This window comes from Pseudoduganella guangdongensis (assembly GCF_009857475.1).
Lineage (GTDB): Bacteria > Pseudomonadota > Gammaproteobacteria > Burkholderiales > Burkholderiaceae_D > Rugamonas > Rugamonas guangdongensis.
The window spans coordinates 129,278-144,607 of record NZ_WWCJ01000008.1 but is presented as its reverse complement, the minus strand read 5'-3'; the positions used below and the strand labels follow the sequence as shown (position 1 = coordinate 144,607).

The following is a 15,330-nucleotide window of genomic DNA, read 5'->3' as shown; positions in this document are numbered from 1 at the left end:
AGAAGTATGATTAATTGGGATGCCCACTTCTGCCTGCCGCAACATGCGCAGGCGGATTTCTCACCGCTTAAACAGCTGCATGCAGCGGGCGTGAATTACGTATCGATCAATGTGGGCGCGGACATGAATCCTGTCTCGCAGGTGATGTCCGTGATCGCCGGCTACCGCGCCACCATTGCCGCCAATCCGGAACGCTATCGCCTGGTGTCGGGCGTGGATGACATCGTGCAGGCGGCGGCGGACGGCGTGCTGGCCATCGGCTTCGACCTGGAGGGTTCGATGCCGCTGATGGAGCAGCCGGAGATGGCGGCCCTCTATGCGCAGCTAGGCGTGCGCCAGATGCACTTTGCCTATAACCGCAACAACAGCGTGGCCGACGGCTGCCACGATACGGCGCGCGGCCTGACGCCGCTCGGCCTGCGCGTGCTGGAGGCGGTCAACCAGGCCGGCATCATTGTCGATTGCGCGCACACCGGCCGCCTGTGCAGCCTGGAGATCATGGCGGCATCGAGCAAGCCGGTGGTGTTCAGCCACGCCAATCCATTCGCGCTGGTGCCGCACGGGCGCAACGTGACCGATGAACAGATCCACGCTTGCGCATCGACCGGCGGCGTGGTGTGCGTGTCCGGCTTGTCCTGGTTCCTCGGCAGCGAGCAGCCGGCGGCGGCCGACGTGGCGCGCCATGTGGGCTATGTGGCGGACCTGGTGGGCGTGGCCCACGTCGGCATCGGCCTGGATATCTGCATCAGCCAGAAGGACCTGGACGACACGCCGCCCGGCGCCTTCGATCCCGCCTGGTGGTGGCCGGAAGCTGCCGGCTACCGCGCCGGGCGCGCGCCCGCCTTCGTGCCGCTGGATGCCTGGAAGGCGCTGCCGCTCGAGCTGCGCAAGCTGGGCATGGCCCCCAACGAGATCGAACAGGTCCTGGGCCGCAATATGCTGCGGGTGGCGCGCGCCACCTGGCGGTAACTACATGCCGACGTCGCCGTAAGGCCCGGCCAGCACCACCACATAGCCTTCCGGATCGCGCAGCCACAGCTCCCTGTGCTGCGCGTTGCTGTTTTCCTTCGGCCCTTCCAGCACGGTGGCGCCGGCGGCGCTGGCGCGCTCCACCGCGTCGTCGAAATCATCGGTCCAGAACCAGAGCAAGGCGCCGTTGCCGTACGGGCGCAGCTCCGGGTTGCCGATATGGGGATGGTGGTGGGCGTCCCAGCGGTGCAGCTGCAGCACCATGCGGCCATCGTGCAGCAACTGCTCGTAGTCGTTGCCGCCATGGCCGCTCTTCAGTCCCAGCGTCTTCTGGTACCAGCGGCTGGCCGCTTCAACATTGCTGACCGCGATCAAAGGTTGCGCTTGCATGTGACCCTCCCTTTTTGCTCAACGGAGGAACAGCATACCATTGCACGACGCCCCACGCGAACTCGGGAACGATGAAGAGCCAGACCAGCGGCAGGCCGCCCTGTCCCAGCGCCAGGGTCCAGGCAAACCATGCACTGAACAGGAAGCGCGCCGTGCCGTCGTAGGTGGCGTAGCGCGGCAGCGGGTCGCGCAGGCGCAGCCAGGACCACACCACCACAATGCTGCCCAGCAGGCCGGCAAACAGCATGTGCATGACGCCGAACTCCGGCAGCGGCGCGCCGCCCAGCGCCTGGTTAAGCGCGGAGAGGTGGCCGTGGGCGATGGCGAAGGTCCATGGCGTGGCGAAAGGAGCTGTCAGCAGGAGGTCGTAGGCGGCGCTGGCCCGCACAAGTTTTTGAGTATTCATGCTGCGCAGCTTAAACCTTGGAGTACACTCCAGGGTCAAGCACTTTTTTACGGGGACGCCATGCAAATCGGGGGCCTGGCGCAAGCGACGGGCATCAGCCGCGATACCTTGCGCTATTACGAAAAGCGCGGCTTGCTGCGCGCGCGCCGCAGCGACAACGGCTACCGCGACTATCCGGAAGAGGCGGCGGACTGGCTGCGCTACATCCGCACGGCGCAGGCGCTGGGCTTTACCTTGCAGGAGATCGAGGCCGACTTGCCCTTGCTGACGGCGGCCGACGGCGACCCGGCCAGCACCGCCGCCGCCCTGCGCGACGCGCTGCGCGCCAAACTGGCCGAGATCGACCGCCGCATCGACGGCTTGCAGGTGCTGCGCGCGGAACTGGCGCGCCGCCTTGGTGCGCCGCTGGCGGAGTGCCCCTTGCAGGCGGCGACGGCAGGCTAAGCGGCCATGGTCAGCGCCACCTTCCGCTTTTACGAGGAGCTGAACGACTTTCTGCCGCGCGCGCGGCGCAAGGTGGAGTTCGCCGTGCCCTGCGCCCGCGCCGCCACCACCAAGCACATGATCGAGGCGCTGGGCGTGCCGCATACGGAGGTGGAGCTGGTTCTGGTCAACGGCGAGTCGTCCGGCTTCGACCGCCTGCTGTGCGACGGCGACCGGGTGGCGGTCTATCCGAAGTTCGAGGCCTTCGACGTGCGCCCTTTGCTGCGCGTGCGCGCGGAGCCATTGCGCACCATGCGCTTTGTGGCGGACGCCCACCTGGGCGGGCTGGCGCGCCTGCTGCGCATGGCCGGCTTCGATACGCTGTACGACAACCATATCGACGATCCGACCGTGGCCGCGCTGTCCGCCGGCGAGGGACGCGTCGCCCTCACCCGCGACCGCGACCTGCTCAAGCGGCGCGGCATCACGCATGGCTGTTACGTACGGGCGCTGAAACCCGCGCAGCAGTTTGCCGAGATTTTCCAGCGCCTGGACCTGGCGGCGAGTGCGCGGCCGTTCACCCTTTGCCTGGCCTGCAATGCACCGCTGCGGCGCGTGGCCAGGGAGACGGTGGCCGAACGCCTGCCGCCCTCCGTGCAGGCGTCGCATGAAGAGTTTTTGCGCTGCGATGTCTGCCAGGGCGTATTCTGGCGCGGCTCGCACTGGCGCCGCATGGCGGCGCTGCTGGCCAGCCAGGGCATATCTGCCGGCTAGCGGCCGCAATCGAGGCGGCGCGGCTCGACCGGCGTCAATGCAATACGCTGCCCGCCGACCTCGATCTCGCGCAGGCGCGGCGCCGCCAGCGTGTAATCGCCGGCCCGCAGGCGCTCCTGCCAGGCCTTGCAGCCGGCCAGCTGCACATGCATCGGCGTGCGCGCCGCCAGCAGCCAGACGCCCTCGCGCTCGGCCAGCAGGGCCTCGCCATCGCGCACGGTGTGGCCCACCAGCAGGACCTCGTCGCGCCCGTCGCCGTCCGCGTCCATCAGGAAGGCGTCGCAGCGGCTGCCGGCGTGCAGCAGGCAGCCCGGCGCCTGTCCGGCGCGATAGCCATGCCAGTCTTGCCGCAACAGGCTGTCCGGCAAGCGCGCGCCCTGCGGCCAGGCCTGCAGGTTGGCCGCGACGTCAAGCGCCGCCGCGCGTCCCGCCGGGCCTTCGTACTTCATGCGCAGCGTCGCCGCCGCGCGGCGCCGCACTGCCGCCGCCTGCGGCCCGGCGCCCTGCGCTGCCAGCGCCTGCAAGGCCTGTGCGCCGTAGCGCGCACCATGGAAGCGCAGGAAGTTGTAATCAAAGCGCTCGGCCGGGATGGCGCCGCGCGCTAGGCGCGCCATCTGGTCGGCCACCGCGATGCGCGCCGGGTCGGCCACTGGCGTGAACAGGGCCAGCGCCAGCGCCAGCACCACAAAGGCGGCGGCCAGGTTCACATAGCGCAAGCCATCGAGCCAGGGCGCGCCCCGGCGCACGGCGGCCCAGCCATAGCCGCCGGCATAGAACAGCGCCGCCGCCAGGCAGGCGGCGGCAATCACCCGATCGGTGCTCCAGCCGTAATCGCCCACCCGCAGGCCAAGCGCATACACGCCCAGCAGCGCCAGCGGCAGCAACAGCAGGCAGGCCACGCGCGCCGCCAGCCGCACGCCGCGCGCCAGCCGGCCAGCGGCATCGCCGGCCTGGAATGCGGCATTCACCAGCACCACCAGCACCGCGCAGGCGGCCAGCAGCACGGCGGTGGCATGGCGCGTCTGCCACAACACCTGCAAGCCGGTAAAGGGCAGCGCCGCCAGGAAACCGCCCACCAGCAGCACGGCGATCGGCACGATCCAGGCCATCAGCATCAGCAGCAGGCTGCGCACGCCGCGCACAATGGCGGGCCGCACGTCGGTGGTGTGCATGGCGCTGGAGAAGGCCAGGCACACCAGCGGCACCGCGAACCACGATTGGCGCAGCAGCTCCTCCAGGAAATTCAGCTTGAGCAGGTCGAACAGGGAATCGCCCAGCCACATCACCAGCCACACGGCCAGCACGAACATGGCGGAAAAGAGCAGCTGGATGGCGAGCTTCCAGGCGCTGTCAAAGCAGGTGGCGTAGCGCACCAGGCGGCGCCCGTCGTGCGCCACCGCCAGCACCAGGCTATGCGCGATAAAGAAGAAGCCAAGGCAGAATGGCAGCACCAGGAAGCCGGGATGCCTGAGCGGCGTCGGATCGAGCGCGCTACGCCAGGCATCGTGCAGCCCGACCACCGCCAGCAGCAAGGCGGCCCCGCCCAGCCACAGGGCCAGCGCGCGGCGCCGCAGGTGGCCAAGGCTGGAAATCAACAGCACCGGCAACACGATCGCCTCCAGCACCAGCGGGTAGAACAAGGCTGGCGCGCTGGCCGGCCAGGAGCCCGCCTGCTGCGCGTGATACAAGAAATACAACAAGCCGCCCTGCACCAGGCCGACGAACAGCCGCAGCTGGCCCACGCGCTGCGTTACAGCGGCATTGCGCACGGATTCATGGGGCGTAAAGTCCATCCAACGATGATATATCGTTGCCAATTTTGCAGCAACGCCACTGTTGCGCGGTGTCGCTATATAATCAATAGCTCAACCAGCCGCAAGCGCCATGAATCCACACTTAGACAAGCTGCAGTCCTACCCGTTTGAAAAGCTGCGCCAGCTCTTCGCTGGCAGCGTTCCCAACCCGGCATACAAGGCGATCAGCCTGGGCATGGGCGAGCCGAAGCACCCTACTCCGGACTTCATCCGCCAGGCGCTGGTGGACAACCTGGATGGACTGGCCAGCTACCCGGTCACGGCCGGCACCGAAGCGCTGCGCAACGCGATCGCCAGCTGGCTGGAACGCCGCTACGACTTGCCGGCGCTGGACCGCGCCACCCAGGTGCTGCCGGTGAACGGCTCGCGCGAGGCGTTGTTCTCCTTCGCGCAGACGGTGATCGCGCCCGATACCGGCGCGCTGGTGATGTGCCCCAACCCCTTCTACCAGATCTACGAAGGCGCGGCTTTCCTGGCCGGCGCCGAACCGTATTTCGTCAATTCCGACCCGGCGCGCAATTTCGCGCCGGATTACGACAGCGTGCCGGAAGAAGTCTGGCAGCGCGTGCGCCTGCTGTTCATCTGCTCGCCGGGCAACCCGACCGGCGCCGTGCTCACCCTGACCGACTGGGAGCACCTGTTCGCCCTGTCCGAACGCTACAACTTCATCATCGCCGCCGACGAGTGCTACTCGGAGATCTACCACGGCGACGAAGCGCCGCTGGGCGCCATGCAGGCGGCCAATATCCTGGGCCTGACCAGCGTCGGCGAGCCATATGCGCGCCTGGTGGTGTTTTCCAGCCTGTCCAAGCGCTCCAACGTGCCCGGCATGCGCTCCGGCTTCGTGGCCGGCGACGCGCAAGTGCTGAAGAAATTCCTGCTGTACCGCACCTACCACGGCAGCGCCATGGGCCCGCACGTGCAGGCCGCCTCGGTTGCCGCCTGGGACGACGAGACCCACGTCGAGCAAAACCGCGCGCAATACCGCGCCAAGTTCGCCGCCATCACGCCCCTTATCCAGGAAGTGCTGGATGTGCAAATGCCGGACGCCGGCTTCTACCTGTGGGCCGATGTGACCCGCAGCGGCCTGTCCGACACCGAATTCGCCCGCCGCCTGCACGCCGAGTACAATGTTACCGTCCTGCCGGGTAGCTACCTGGCGCGCGACGCCCATGGCTCCAACCCGGGCCGCAACCGCATCCGCATGGCGCTGGTTGCGGAAACCGGGGAAGGGCTGGAAGCGGCGCGCCGTATTGTCCAATTCTGCCAACAACTAGCTAAATCATGAGCATCCAGCAAATTATCGACACCGCGTGGGAAAACCGCGCCGAAATCAACCCGTCCAACGCCACCGCCGAAGTGCGCGACGCGGTCAACCACGTACTGGCAGGCCTGGACAACGGCACCCTGCGCGTGGCGCACAAAGAGAACGGCGCCTGGGTAGTCAACCAGTGGATCAAGAAGGCCGTGCTGCTGTCCTTCCGCCTGGAGAACAACGTGGTGCTGCCGTCCGACGGCACCATGCAGTTCTACGACAAGGTACCGACCAAGTTCGCCAACTACAGCGCCGAAGATTTCGCCAAGGGCGGCTTCCGCGTGGTGCCGCCGGCTGTGGCGCGCCGCGGCTCCTTTATCGGCAAGAACGTGGTACTGATGCCGTCCTACGTGAACATCGGCGCCTACGTTGACGAAGGCGCGATGGTCGACACCTGGGCCACCGTGGGTTCCTGCGCGCAGATCGGCAAGAACGTCCACCTGTCCGGCGGCGTGGGCATCGGCGGCGTGCTGGAGCCGATGCAGGCCAACCCGACCATCATCGAAGACAACTGCTTCATCGGCGCCCGTTCCGAGATCGTGGAAGGCGTGATCGTGGAAGAGAACTCGGTGATTTCGATGGGCGTGTACATCGGCCAATCGACCAAGATCTACGACCGCACCACCGGCGAAATCCACTACGGCCGCGTGCCGTCGGGTTCCGTGGTGGTCTCGGGCTCGCTGCCGTCGGACGACGGCAAGTACAGCCTGTACTGCGCCGTGATCGTCAAACGCGTGGATGCACAGACCCGCGCCAAGACCGGCATCAACGAACTGCTGCGCGGCGTTTAAACCCGCTAACTTGCAGTTAGGGACGGGAGCTGGACCTAAGGCCAGTTCCCGCCGCAGTAGCGACCGCCACGTCATACGAGGTCTGACCCTTGGGTCTGACCTAGCCCTACCGGGTTCAAAGAGGAGATACAAAAAAAATGGCAATGGACCGCCTGTTCCAGCTGATGAAGGAAAAGAACGCCTCGGACATGTTCTTTGCCGTAGGCTCGCCTGTGCACCTGAAAATCAATGGCATCCTGATCCCGATCAACCAGCAAAAGCTCGAACCCGAGAACCTGCGCGGCCTGCTGGCCGAGGTGTGCTCGCCCGAGCAGCTGGAAGAACTGGACACGACCAATGAGCTGAACATGGGTATCTCCATGCCCAACCTGGGCCGCTTCCGCCTGTCGGCCTTCCGCCAGCGCGGCAGCATTTCCGCCGTCTTCCGCTTCGTCCCGGCCAACATCCCGCCGCTGGGCGAACTGGGCCTGCCGCCCGTGCTGGCCGACCTGATCATGGAAAAGCGCGGCCTGGTGCTGCTGGTCGGCGCCACCGGCTCCGGCAAGTCCACCACCATCGCCTCCATGCTGGACCACCGCAACGAACTACGCTCGGGCCACATCCTGACACTGGAAGACCCGATCGAATACCTGTTCCGCAACAAGAAATCGATCGTCAACCAGCGTGAAATCGGCAGCGACGCCAAGGACTTCTACACCGCCCTGCGCAACTCCATGCGCCAGGCGCCGGACTGCATCCTGATCGGCGAGATCCGCGACCGCGAAACCATGGCCGCCGCCATGGCCTACGCGCAGTCGGGCCACCTGGTGCTGGCCACCCTGCACGCCAACAACTCGTACAACGCGCTGAACCGCATCATCTCCTTCTACCCGATCGAGAACCGCCCGGCGCTGCTGCAGGATTTGTCCTCCACCATCAAGGCCATCGTCTCGCAGCGCCTGATCCGCTCCGCCGGCGGCGGCACCCGCACCCCGGCAGTCGAGGTGATGGTGAACACCCGCTACATCTCCGACCTGATCGAAAAAGGCGAGATCGGCGCCATCAAGGAAGCGCTCGAAAAATCGCTCTCGCCCGGCTCGCAATCGTTCGAGCAGGCGCTGTACAAGCTGGTCATCGAGGGCACCATCACCAAGGACGAAGCGCTGGCCAACGCCGACTCGGCCACCAACCTGCTGTGGCTCCTGAACCATGGCATGGAAGCGCCGCCACCGTCCGAGGAAGAAGCACTGAAATCCGTCGGCGACACCTCCTTCACCGAGTTCACCCTGAACTCCTGATCCGCCGCAAGGTCCGCGTGCCCGCCCCGTAGTACAACAAGGCTTCGGCCTGCACTACGGAGCGCGCAACAGCATCGGTGACGCCTGACGCAGGAACTTTCCGGCCTGGCCTTGGTCGAAACTCACCAAACGGGGGCGGAGGACAGAAATATCAGACAATAGCTGCGCCGTAACGGTAGCTTACCAAGCGCGTTCGATGATGTAATATCAGAATTTCATATCAACAAGAAATTCTGCCCCCCATGAGCGCCACTCTGCCCATCGCCAAAACCGCCGACCAAACCCTCGACATGCTGTCCAGCCTGGTGAACCGCCACGGCTGCATCACCGGCGCCACCGGCACCGGCAAAACCGTCACCTTGCAGCGCATCGCCCAATCCCTGTCCGATATCGGCGTGCCGGTCTTCATGGCTGACATCAAGGGCGACCTGTCCGGCATGGCCAAGCCTGGTGTCTTGGGCGAGAAAATGGCCAAGCGCCTGGAGGCGCTCAAGCTGGAAGCGCCGCAGTGGGCCGCCTGCCCGGTCACCTTCTGGGACGTGTTCGGCGAGCAGGGCCACCCGGTGCGCGCCACCATCTCCGACCTCGGCCCCACCCTGCTCTCGCGCATGCTGAACCTGAACGACACGCAGGAAGGCGTGCTGCAGCTGGTGTTCAAGATCGCCGACGACAACGGCATGCTGCTGCTCGACACCAAGGACCTGCGCGCCATGCTGCAGCATGTGGGCGACAACGCCGCCGACTACAAGACCAGTTACGGCAACGTCAGCGCGGCCAGCATCGGCGCCATCCAGCGCGGCCTGCTGACGATTGAGGAGCAAGGCGGCGAGCAGTTCTTCGGCGAACCAATGCTGAACATCGACGACCTGCTGCAAACCGATGCGGCGGGCAAGGGCGTGGTCAACATCCTGGCTGCCGACAAGCTGATGAACGCGCCGCGCATCTATGCGGTATTCCTGCTGTGGATGCTGTCCGAGCTGTTCGAGAACCTGCCCGAGGTGGGCGACCTGGATAAGCCGAAACTGGTGTTCTTCTTCGACGAGGCCCACCTGCTGTTCGCCGAAGCGCCGAAGGCCCTGCTGCAAAAGATTGAACAAGTGGTGCGCCTGATCCGCTCCAAAGGCGTGGGCGTGTTCTTCATCACCCAGAACCCGCTCGACATTCCGGAAACCGTGCTGGGACAGCTGGGCAACCGCGTGCAGCACGCCCTGCGCGCCTACACCCCGCGCGACCAGAAGGCTGTGAAATCCGCCGCCGAAACCTTCCGCCCGAATCCAGCGCTCGATGTGGCGCAAGTGATCACGGAGCTGGGCGTGGGCGAAGCGCTGGTCTCCTTCCTTGACGAAAAAGGCACACCGCAGATCGTGCAGCGCGCCTTCGTGCTGCCGCCTGGCTCGCAACTGGGCCCGATCTCGCCCGCCGAACGCCAAGCCGCGCGCAACACCTCGGTCGTCGCCGGCGTCTACGAACAAACCGTCGACCGCGAGTCGGCTTACGAAAAACTGAACGGCCGCGTCGCCGGCGGCAGCGGCAACGACCGCAACGCACCGGCGTCCGCCAGCCGCGCCCCGGCCGGCCGCGCGCCAGCCCCCACCAAAGCGCCAGCCGACAGCGGCGGCTCCATCTTCGGCGACGTGCTGGGCGGCCTGTTCGGCGGCAGCAGCAAGCGCGACACCGCCGTGCAGGCGATGGTGAAATCCGCCGCCCGCAGCATCGGCTCCCAGGTCGGCCGCGAAATCATCCGCGGCGTGCTCGGCTCGATCCTGAAAAAGCGTTGATCGCCATGCGCATCAAGCTCGCGGCAGGCGCCGCACTCCTGGTTGCGGCAACCATCACCTGGGAATACCTCAACGGCGGCGTGCTTAGCCACCACCTGCTGGCGCAACCGGACCTGCCGTCCATCTCCAACTGGTGGGGCCTGGCGACGTTGCCGGCCCTGGCCTGGTTCCTGGGTGGACGCATGGAACGGCGCAGCGCCGCCGGCACCCGCGCCATACCGGCCGGCTTTGCGCTCGCCCTGCTGTTTGGTATCGGCCTGTCGGCCTTCTTCCGCAGCAGCTGGCCCGAGGCGCCGGGCTACATGGTCATGGCGCTGCCATTGATTGCGCTCGCTTACCCGATCTATCGCGCCGAATGTGTGCTTGGCTTTGTCGCAGGCATGTGTTTTGTTTTCGGCCCCATCCTGCCGATGATCGCGGCATGCATCTTTGCCGCCGTGGGCGCCCTGTTCTATCACGTGCCGCGCTACTGCATCGCCATCGCCACCCGGCGCCGGAAGAGCGCATGAGCGCCACCCCGGGCAGCATCTGGGACAGGCCGGCGCCCTTCATCCTGCCGGTTACGCCGCAAGCGGCCGATATCGATGGCCTGGACCACACCAACAACGCGGTCTACGTGCGCTGGTGCGAAGAAGCCGGCTGGGCGCATTCCCATGCGCTGGGCCTGACGCTAGCCGACTACAAGCGCCTTGATCGCGGCATGGCGATCCGCCGCAGCGAGTTTGATTACATCTACGCCACCAACGCGGGCGAAGAACTGTTGCTGGGCACCTGGCTGCTGCCGGGCGATAGCGCGCTGTCGATGCAGCGCTGCTTCCAGCTGGTGCGCCAGCGCGACAACGCCACGGTGCTGCGGGCGCGCTGGGACCTGGTGTGCATCGAGCTCTCCAGCGGACGCCCCAAACGCCTGCCGCCGGAATTTGCGGAGATCTACTTGCCCGCCATTCGGCAGGAACAATGACCGCGAGCCCGATCGATACGCGCTACGACCAGCAGTTCGCGGCACGGAAGTCCTTGCCATGGTGGCCCTGGGTCGGCTGCGCGTTCGCCGAATCACCGGTACGCACCATGATTGTCGGCGAAAGCATCTATATGTGGAGCCCGGAGGCGCGCGAGCGCTATAGCCGTGCCGACGGCCTGCGCGTCACGCATACCAACCATGCCATGGCGTTGCGGCGCGATTCACGCTATGTGCGGAATATCGAGCGCGCACTCTTTGCCTGCCGCAAGCCAAGCGACCGGCAAAAATACGGGTTTTGGACCAATGTGGCCTACCACAACCTGGTGCTGGTGCCGCTCTCTTCGCGCCGCCGCCGGCCCACGCAGGCGGAGTATCAGGCTGGCTGGCGCGAACTATTCGCCCTTTGCCAGCTGATGGAAGTAAAGCAGTGCCTCGTGTACGGACTTGAACACAGCAAGCTAAAGGCACTGGAGTCGGCTGCCGAACAGAGCGGGCACGCTTGCGTGCTGCGCGATGCTGGAACACTGGGAGCCAGGCGGGCCACGCTGCAAATGGGGAACGCCCAGCTTGAGCTGCTCTTCATCCGCCACCCCAGCGCCTTTTTCAGCTGGCGCCAATGGGCACCCCTTGTGCGGGACAATCTCGCGCTGGAGTTCCTGCCCCCCGGGCCGGAACCCAGCGTAGGCTGAGGCGGCTCAGATCAAGGCGTGGTCCATATCGTGCATCGCGTGGCTGCGTTGCCCGACCAGTTGCACGTGATGATCGTCGCCCGCGACCTCAATCATCTTCGACACAGTCGATGCCAAACCCGTGGCGCCGCTCGCGGTCGTCGCGGTAGCGGTTGTCGCGCCGGTGGCGGCGACGATGGTTGCGTTGGCGGTCAGCGCGATGCTGCGGTCGGTGAACTGCAGCACTTCGATATTGCTCAACAAATCCACGCCCTCCAGGCCGGAGACCTGCCAGCTACTGGTGCCGGTGCGCAGCACACTGAAAGCCGTGCTGGCGCCGTTGAACACCGCGATATCGTTGCCGGCGCCACCATTCAGCACGTCGTTACCCAGCCCGCCTTCCAGCTTGTCGTTGGCAGCGGTGCCGGTCAGCGTGTTGGCTGCGCTGGTGCCGGCGAAATAGCGCCCGCCCGTGGCCGAATTCACGCCCAGCGTACCGGCCAGGCCATCGCCGCCGTACAGCCACTTCAGCGCCGCCACGTCGAACTCTTTGAACGTGGAGTAGAACCCGCCCACGTGGGTATAGGACATCAGCGTGTTGGCGGTATTGTCCTGCGCCGCCGGCAGCTTCACCGTACCGTCGAAGGAATGCTTCAGGCCCAGCATGTGGCCGATTTCATGCAGCAGCGTTTCATAGCCCTGCGTACCCTTGGCCAGGTTGGCGTTCTTCGTTGCCCACTCCGCGTTATCCAGGTAGACATAGGACTGCGCCGCGAACTTGGTCACCGTGCCGTCGCTCATATACGAGTAGCTGTACTTATTGCTGGCCAGGCCGGTGGTATAGCTGCCGCTGATATTGGCATTGGCAAAGTGCACCTGCGCCGCCGCGCCGTTGCTGGTTTCAACGAAATTAATGCCGGTCAGCTTGGCGGCATACGCCATCGCCTCGCGCGTCGCCGTTTGCTGCGCCACCGAGAACGCCTTGGGCGCGCTCAGGATCGCGCTGTTACCCGTTTCCACGCCGCTGGCGACGGAAAAGGTGTAGTACAGGGTATTGCCGCCCGCAGTCTGGTAGTTCCAGTTGGGCAGGTTGCCCAGCAGGGAGTCGATGTAGTTCAGGCCGGAAAGTGTGGTGCTGCGGACTTGGGAAACGGTTGCCATGGCTGCTCGCAAAGCTAGTAAATCGAAAGCCCAGTATTCCGCGATAGTTGCCACACGTCAACGAAAACTCAACTGTGCGAAGGTCAGTGTGCACTCCGGGTCGAAATGCCAATTGCCAGGAAAGCACCGCCGCAGCGGGATATAATGTCGTCCTTCGGCCGCCAGGCCTCCCCCGCACAACAATATTTACTGAATGATTACCCTCTACGGCATCCCGAACTGCGACACCGTCAAGAAAGCCCGCGTATGGCTGGCCGGCCAGCAGCACGACTTCACCTTCCACGATTTCAAGAAGCAGGGCCTGGACGAAGCCACCGTGCGCGCCTGGCTGAACACCCTGGACTGGGAAGTGCTGGTCAATAAAAAAGGCACCACCTGGCGCGCCCTGCCCGACGAGCGCAAAGCCGCCGTCACCAATGCCGATGCCGCTGTCGCCCTGATGCTGGAAAACCCGTCCGTGATCAAGCGCCCGGTGCTGGTCGGCGCCGGCGCACAAGCCCATGTCGGCTTTAACGACGCCATGTACCAGGAAATCTTCGCAGCATGAGCGCGTCCCGTACCCTCGACCTGACCGAGAAGCTGCTGGGCCGCGAATCCGTCACGCCGGACGACAAGGGCTGCCAGGACCACCTGAAGTCGTGGCTGGAGCCGCTGGGCTTCCACTGCGAGACCATCATTTCCGGCGAAGTGACCAACCTGTGGGCGCGCAAGGGCAGCGAAAGCCCGGTGCTGGTGTTCGCCGGCCATACCGACGTGGTGCCGACCGGCCCGCGCGAGAAGTGGTCGTCGGAGCCCTTCTACCCGACCCACCGCGACGGCAAGCTGTACGGCCGGGGCGCGGCGGACATGAAGACATCGATCGCCGCCATGGTGGTCGCCTGCGAGGAATTCCTGGCCGCGCACCCTGGCCATAAGGGCTCGATCGCCTTCCTTATCACCTCCGACGAGGAAGGCCCGGCGGTAGACGGCACCGTCAAGGTGGTGGAAAAGCTGCGCGCGCGCGGCGAAGCGATCGACTATTGCATCGTCGGCGAGCCGACTTCCGACAAGACCCTGGGCGACATGATCAAGAATGGCCGCCGTGGTTCCTTGTCCGGCATCCTGACCATCAAGGGCGTGCAGGGCCACATCGCCTACCCGCAACTGGCCAAGAACCCGATCCACCTGGCCGCGCCAGCGCTGGCCGACCTGGTGGCGGAAGTCTGGGACAACGGCAATGAGTACTACCTGCCGACCTCCTGGCAGATGTCGAACATCAAGGGCGGCACTGGCGCCAACAATGTGATCCCGGGCGAGCTGCATATCGACTTCAACTTCCGCTTCTCGACCGCCTCCACGCATGAAGGCCTGCGCGAGCGCGTGCACGCCATCCTCGACAAGCACGGCCTGGATTACCATATCGACTGGACCCTGTCCGGCCTGCCCTTCCTGACGCCGCGCGGCACGCTGTCCGAAGCGCTGTGCCACGCCATCAAGGATGAAACCGGCATCGACACCGAACTGTCCACCACCGGCGGCACCTCCGACGGGCGCTTCATCGCCCAGATCTGCCCCCAGGTGATAGAATTTGGCCCCCCGAATGCCAGCATCCACAAGATCGACGAGCACATTGAAGTGCGTTTCATCGACCCGCTGAAGAACATTTACCGCCGCACACTGGAAAACCTCCTGGCTTAAGAAGAACACTATGGATACTACCCTGTACACGACCCCGCGCGACCTGATTCGCCACGCCGTCACCCGTTTCAACAAGGCCAAGCTGTTCTTCGGCCACGGCAGCGCCGAGGCTTACGACGAAGCCGCCTACCTGACCCTGCACACCCTGTCCCTGCCGCTGGACCGCCTGGAGCCGTTCATGGACGCGCGCCTGCAGCCGGAAGAAGTGGCCGAGGTGCTGGCGGTGATCGAGCGCCGCGCCAGCGAGCGCGTGCCGGCCGCCTACATCACCAAAGAAGCGTGGCTGGGCACGTACAACTTCTACGTGGATGAACGCGTGATCGTTCCGCGCTCGTTTATCGCGGAACTGATCCCGAACTATTTCGCGCCGTGGGTGAATGACGCGGAGAGCGTGTCGAACATCCTGGAACTGTGCACCGGCTCCGGCTGCCTGTCGATCATGATGGCTGACGCTTTCCCGGATGCGGAAGTCGATGCGGTCGATATCTCCGGCGATGCGCTGGAGGTGGCGCGCAAGAACGTGGATAAGTACGAGCTGGCCAAGCGCGTGAACCTGATCCAGTCGGATCTGTACGCGAATGTCCCGGCGGGTAAGAAGTATGACCTGATCATCACCAATCCGCCGTATGTGAATTCTTCCTCCATGTCCAAGCTGCCGCAGGAATACCTGCACGAGCCGCAAATCGCGCTCGATGGCGGCGCGGACGGCATGGATCTGGTGCGCAAGATCATCGAGGGCGCGGCTGAGCGTTTGACCGATGACGGCTTGCTGATCGTTGAAATCGGCAATGAGAAGGAATTCGCGGAAGCCGCATTCGGCCACCTGGGGCTGACCTGGCTGACCACCAGCCAGGGCGATGATATGGTGTTCCTGCTCACCGCTGACCAACTGAAACTGTAAACCGGTAACCCGGTGTCTGACCCAC

17 protein-coding genes are annotated in these 15,330 nt (G+C 65.2%); 13 read left to right on the top strand and 4 right to left on the bottom strand.

Annotation, left to right across the window (positions count from 1 at the left end):
• Positions 1-6 precede the first annotated feature (6 nt).
• Entirely contained in the window at positions 7-969 is a 963-nt protein-coding gene (locus GTP41_RS13035; protein WP_161026008.1) for a dipeptidase, read from the top strand.
• Here the strand turns inward: GTP41_RS13035 and GTP41_RS13030 are convergent, their stop codons facing one another.
• The gene (locus GTP41_RS13030; RefSeq protein WP_161026007.1) at positions 970-1,359 is read right to left on the bottom strand and encodes a VOC family protein; all 390 of its coding nucleotides are present in this window, start codon (positions 1,357-1,359) and stop codon (positions 970-972) included. It lies immediately after the preceding gene.
• Positions 1,322-1,765, bottom strand: a complete 444-nt coding sequence (locus tag GTP41_RS13025) for a hypothetical protein (RefSeq protein WP_161026006.1) — start codon at positions 1,763-1,765, stop codon at positions 1,322-1,324. The genes GTP41_RS13030 and GTP41_RS13025 overlap by 38 nt, the downstream gene beginning before the upstream one ends.
• Before the next feature lie 60 nt (positions 1,766-1,825).
• On the opposite strand from GTP41_RS13025, the gene GTP41_RS13020 reads away from it, so the two are divergent.
• Positions 1,826-2,209: a MerR family transcriptional regulator gene (locus tag GTP41_RS13020; protein ID WP_161026005.1), complete on the top strand. Its 384-nt coding sequence runs from the start codon at positions 1,826-1,828 to the stop codon at positions 2,207-2,209.
• Positions 2,210-2,215: 6 nt separating this feature from the next.
• Positions 2,216-2,962 carry a Mut7-C RNAse domain-containing protein gene (locus GTP41_RS13015; RefSeq protein ID WP_161026004.1) on the top strand — a complete coding sequence of 249 codons (747 nt, stop codon included), beginning with the start codon at positions 2,216-2,218 and terminating at the stop codon, positions 2,960-2,962.
• Here GTP41_RS13015 and GTP41_RS13010 read toward each other — a convergent pair.
• A complete protein-coding gene (locus GTP41_RS13010) occupies positions 2,959-4,755 on the bottom strand; it encodes a DUF4153 domain-containing protein (protein WP_161026003.1) in 1,797 nt (598 codons plus the stop codon). The two genes, GTP41_RS13015 and GTP41_RS13010, sit on opposite strands and share 4 nt — an antisense overlap.
• Before the next feature lie 91 nt (positions 4,756-4,846).
• On the opposite strand from GTP41_RS13010, the gene dapC reads away from it, so the two are divergent.
• The 7 genes from dapC (at position 4,847) to GTP41_RS12975 (ending at position 11,587) form a co-directional block, all read left to right on the top strand.
• Complete coding sequence (gene dapC, locus GTP41_RS13005; RefSeq protein ID WP_161026002.1) at positions 4,847-6,064, top strand: succinyldiaminopimelate transaminase; 1,218 nt, start codon at positions 4,847-4,849, stop codon at positions 6,062-6,064.
• A complete protein-coding gene (gene dapD, locus GTP41_RS13000) occupies positions 6,061-6,882 on the top strand; it encodes a 2,3,4,5-tetrahydropyridine-2,6-dicarboxylate N-succinyltransferase (RefSeq protein WP_161026001.1) in 822 nt (273 codons plus the stop codon). Before dapC ends, dapD begins: the two co-directional genes overlap by 4 nt.
• 137 nt (positions 6,883-7,019) lie before the next feature.
• Positions 7,020-8,159 (top strand): PilT/PilU family type 4a pilus ATPase, encoded by a 1,140-nt coding sequence (locus GTP41_RS12995; RefSeq protein ID WP_161026000.1) that lies wholly within the window; start codon positions 7,020-7,022, stop codon positions 8,157-8,159.
• Positions 8,160-8,401: 242 nt separating this feature from the next.
• A complete protein-coding gene (locus GTP41_RS12990; protein WP_161025999.1) occupies positions 8,402-9,937 on the top strand; it encodes a helicase HerA-like C-terminal domain-containing protein in 1,536 nt (511 codons plus the stop codon).
• 5 nt (positions 9,938-9,942) lie between these two features.
• Positions 9,943-10,446: a hypothetical protein gene (locus GTP41_RS12985; RefSeq protein WP_161025998.1), complete on the top strand. Its 504-nt coding sequence runs from the start codon at positions 9,943-9,945 to the stop codon at positions 10,444-10,446.
• Positions 10,443-10,898: an acyl-CoA thioesterase gene (locus GTP41_RS12980; RefSeq protein ID WP_161025997.1), complete on the top strand. Its 456-nt coding sequence runs from the start codon at positions 10,443-10,445 to the stop codon at positions 10,896-10,898. Before GTP41_RS12985 ends, GTP41_RS12980 begins: the two co-directional genes overlap by 4 nt.
• Complete coding sequence (locus GTP41_RS12975; RefSeq protein WP_161025996.1) at positions 10,895-11,587, top strand: hypothetical protein; 693 nt, start codon at positions 10,895-10,897, stop codon at positions 11,585-11,587. The genes GTP41_RS12980 and GTP41_RS12975 overlap by 4 nt, the downstream gene beginning before the upstream one ends.
• A gap of 6 nt (positions 11,588-11,593) precedes the next feature.
• Here the strand turns inward: GTP41_RS12975 and GTP41_RS12970 are convergent, their stop codons facing one another.
• On the bottom strand, positions 11,594-12,727 hold the full coding sequence (locus GTP41_RS12970; protein WP_161025995.1) for a matrixin family metalloprotease: 1,134 nt from the start codon (positions 12,725-12,727) through the stop codon (positions 11,594-11,596).
• Between the two features lie 193 nt (positions 12,728-12,920).
• Between GTP41_RS12970 and GTP41_RS12965 the strand changes: the two genes are divergently transcribed.
• The 3 genes from GTP41_RS12965 to prmB are packed head-to-tail and all read left to right on the top strand — an operon-like array spanning position 12,921 to position 15,305.
• Complete coding sequence (locus tag GTP41_RS12965) at positions 12,921-13,274, top strand: ArsC family reductase (RefSeq protein ID WP_161025994.1); 354 nt, start codon at positions 12,921-12,923, stop codon at positions 13,272-13,274.
• A complete protein-coding gene (gene dapE, locus GTP41_RS12960) occupies positions 13,271-14,404 on the top strand; it encodes a succinyl-diaminopimelate desuccinylase (RefSeq protein WP_161025993.1) in 1,134 nt (377 codons plus the stop codon). Before GTP41_RS12965 ends, dapE begins: the two co-directional genes overlap by 4 nt.
• Before the next feature lie 10 nt (positions 14,405-14,414).
• Entirely contained in the window at positions 14,415-15,305 is an 891-nt protein-coding gene (gene prmB, locus GTP41_RS12955) for a 50S ribosomal protein L3 N(5)-glutamine methyltransferase (RefSeq protein ID WP_161025992.1), read from the top strand.
• The last annotated feature ends 25 nt before the right edge of the window (positions 15,306-15,330 follow it).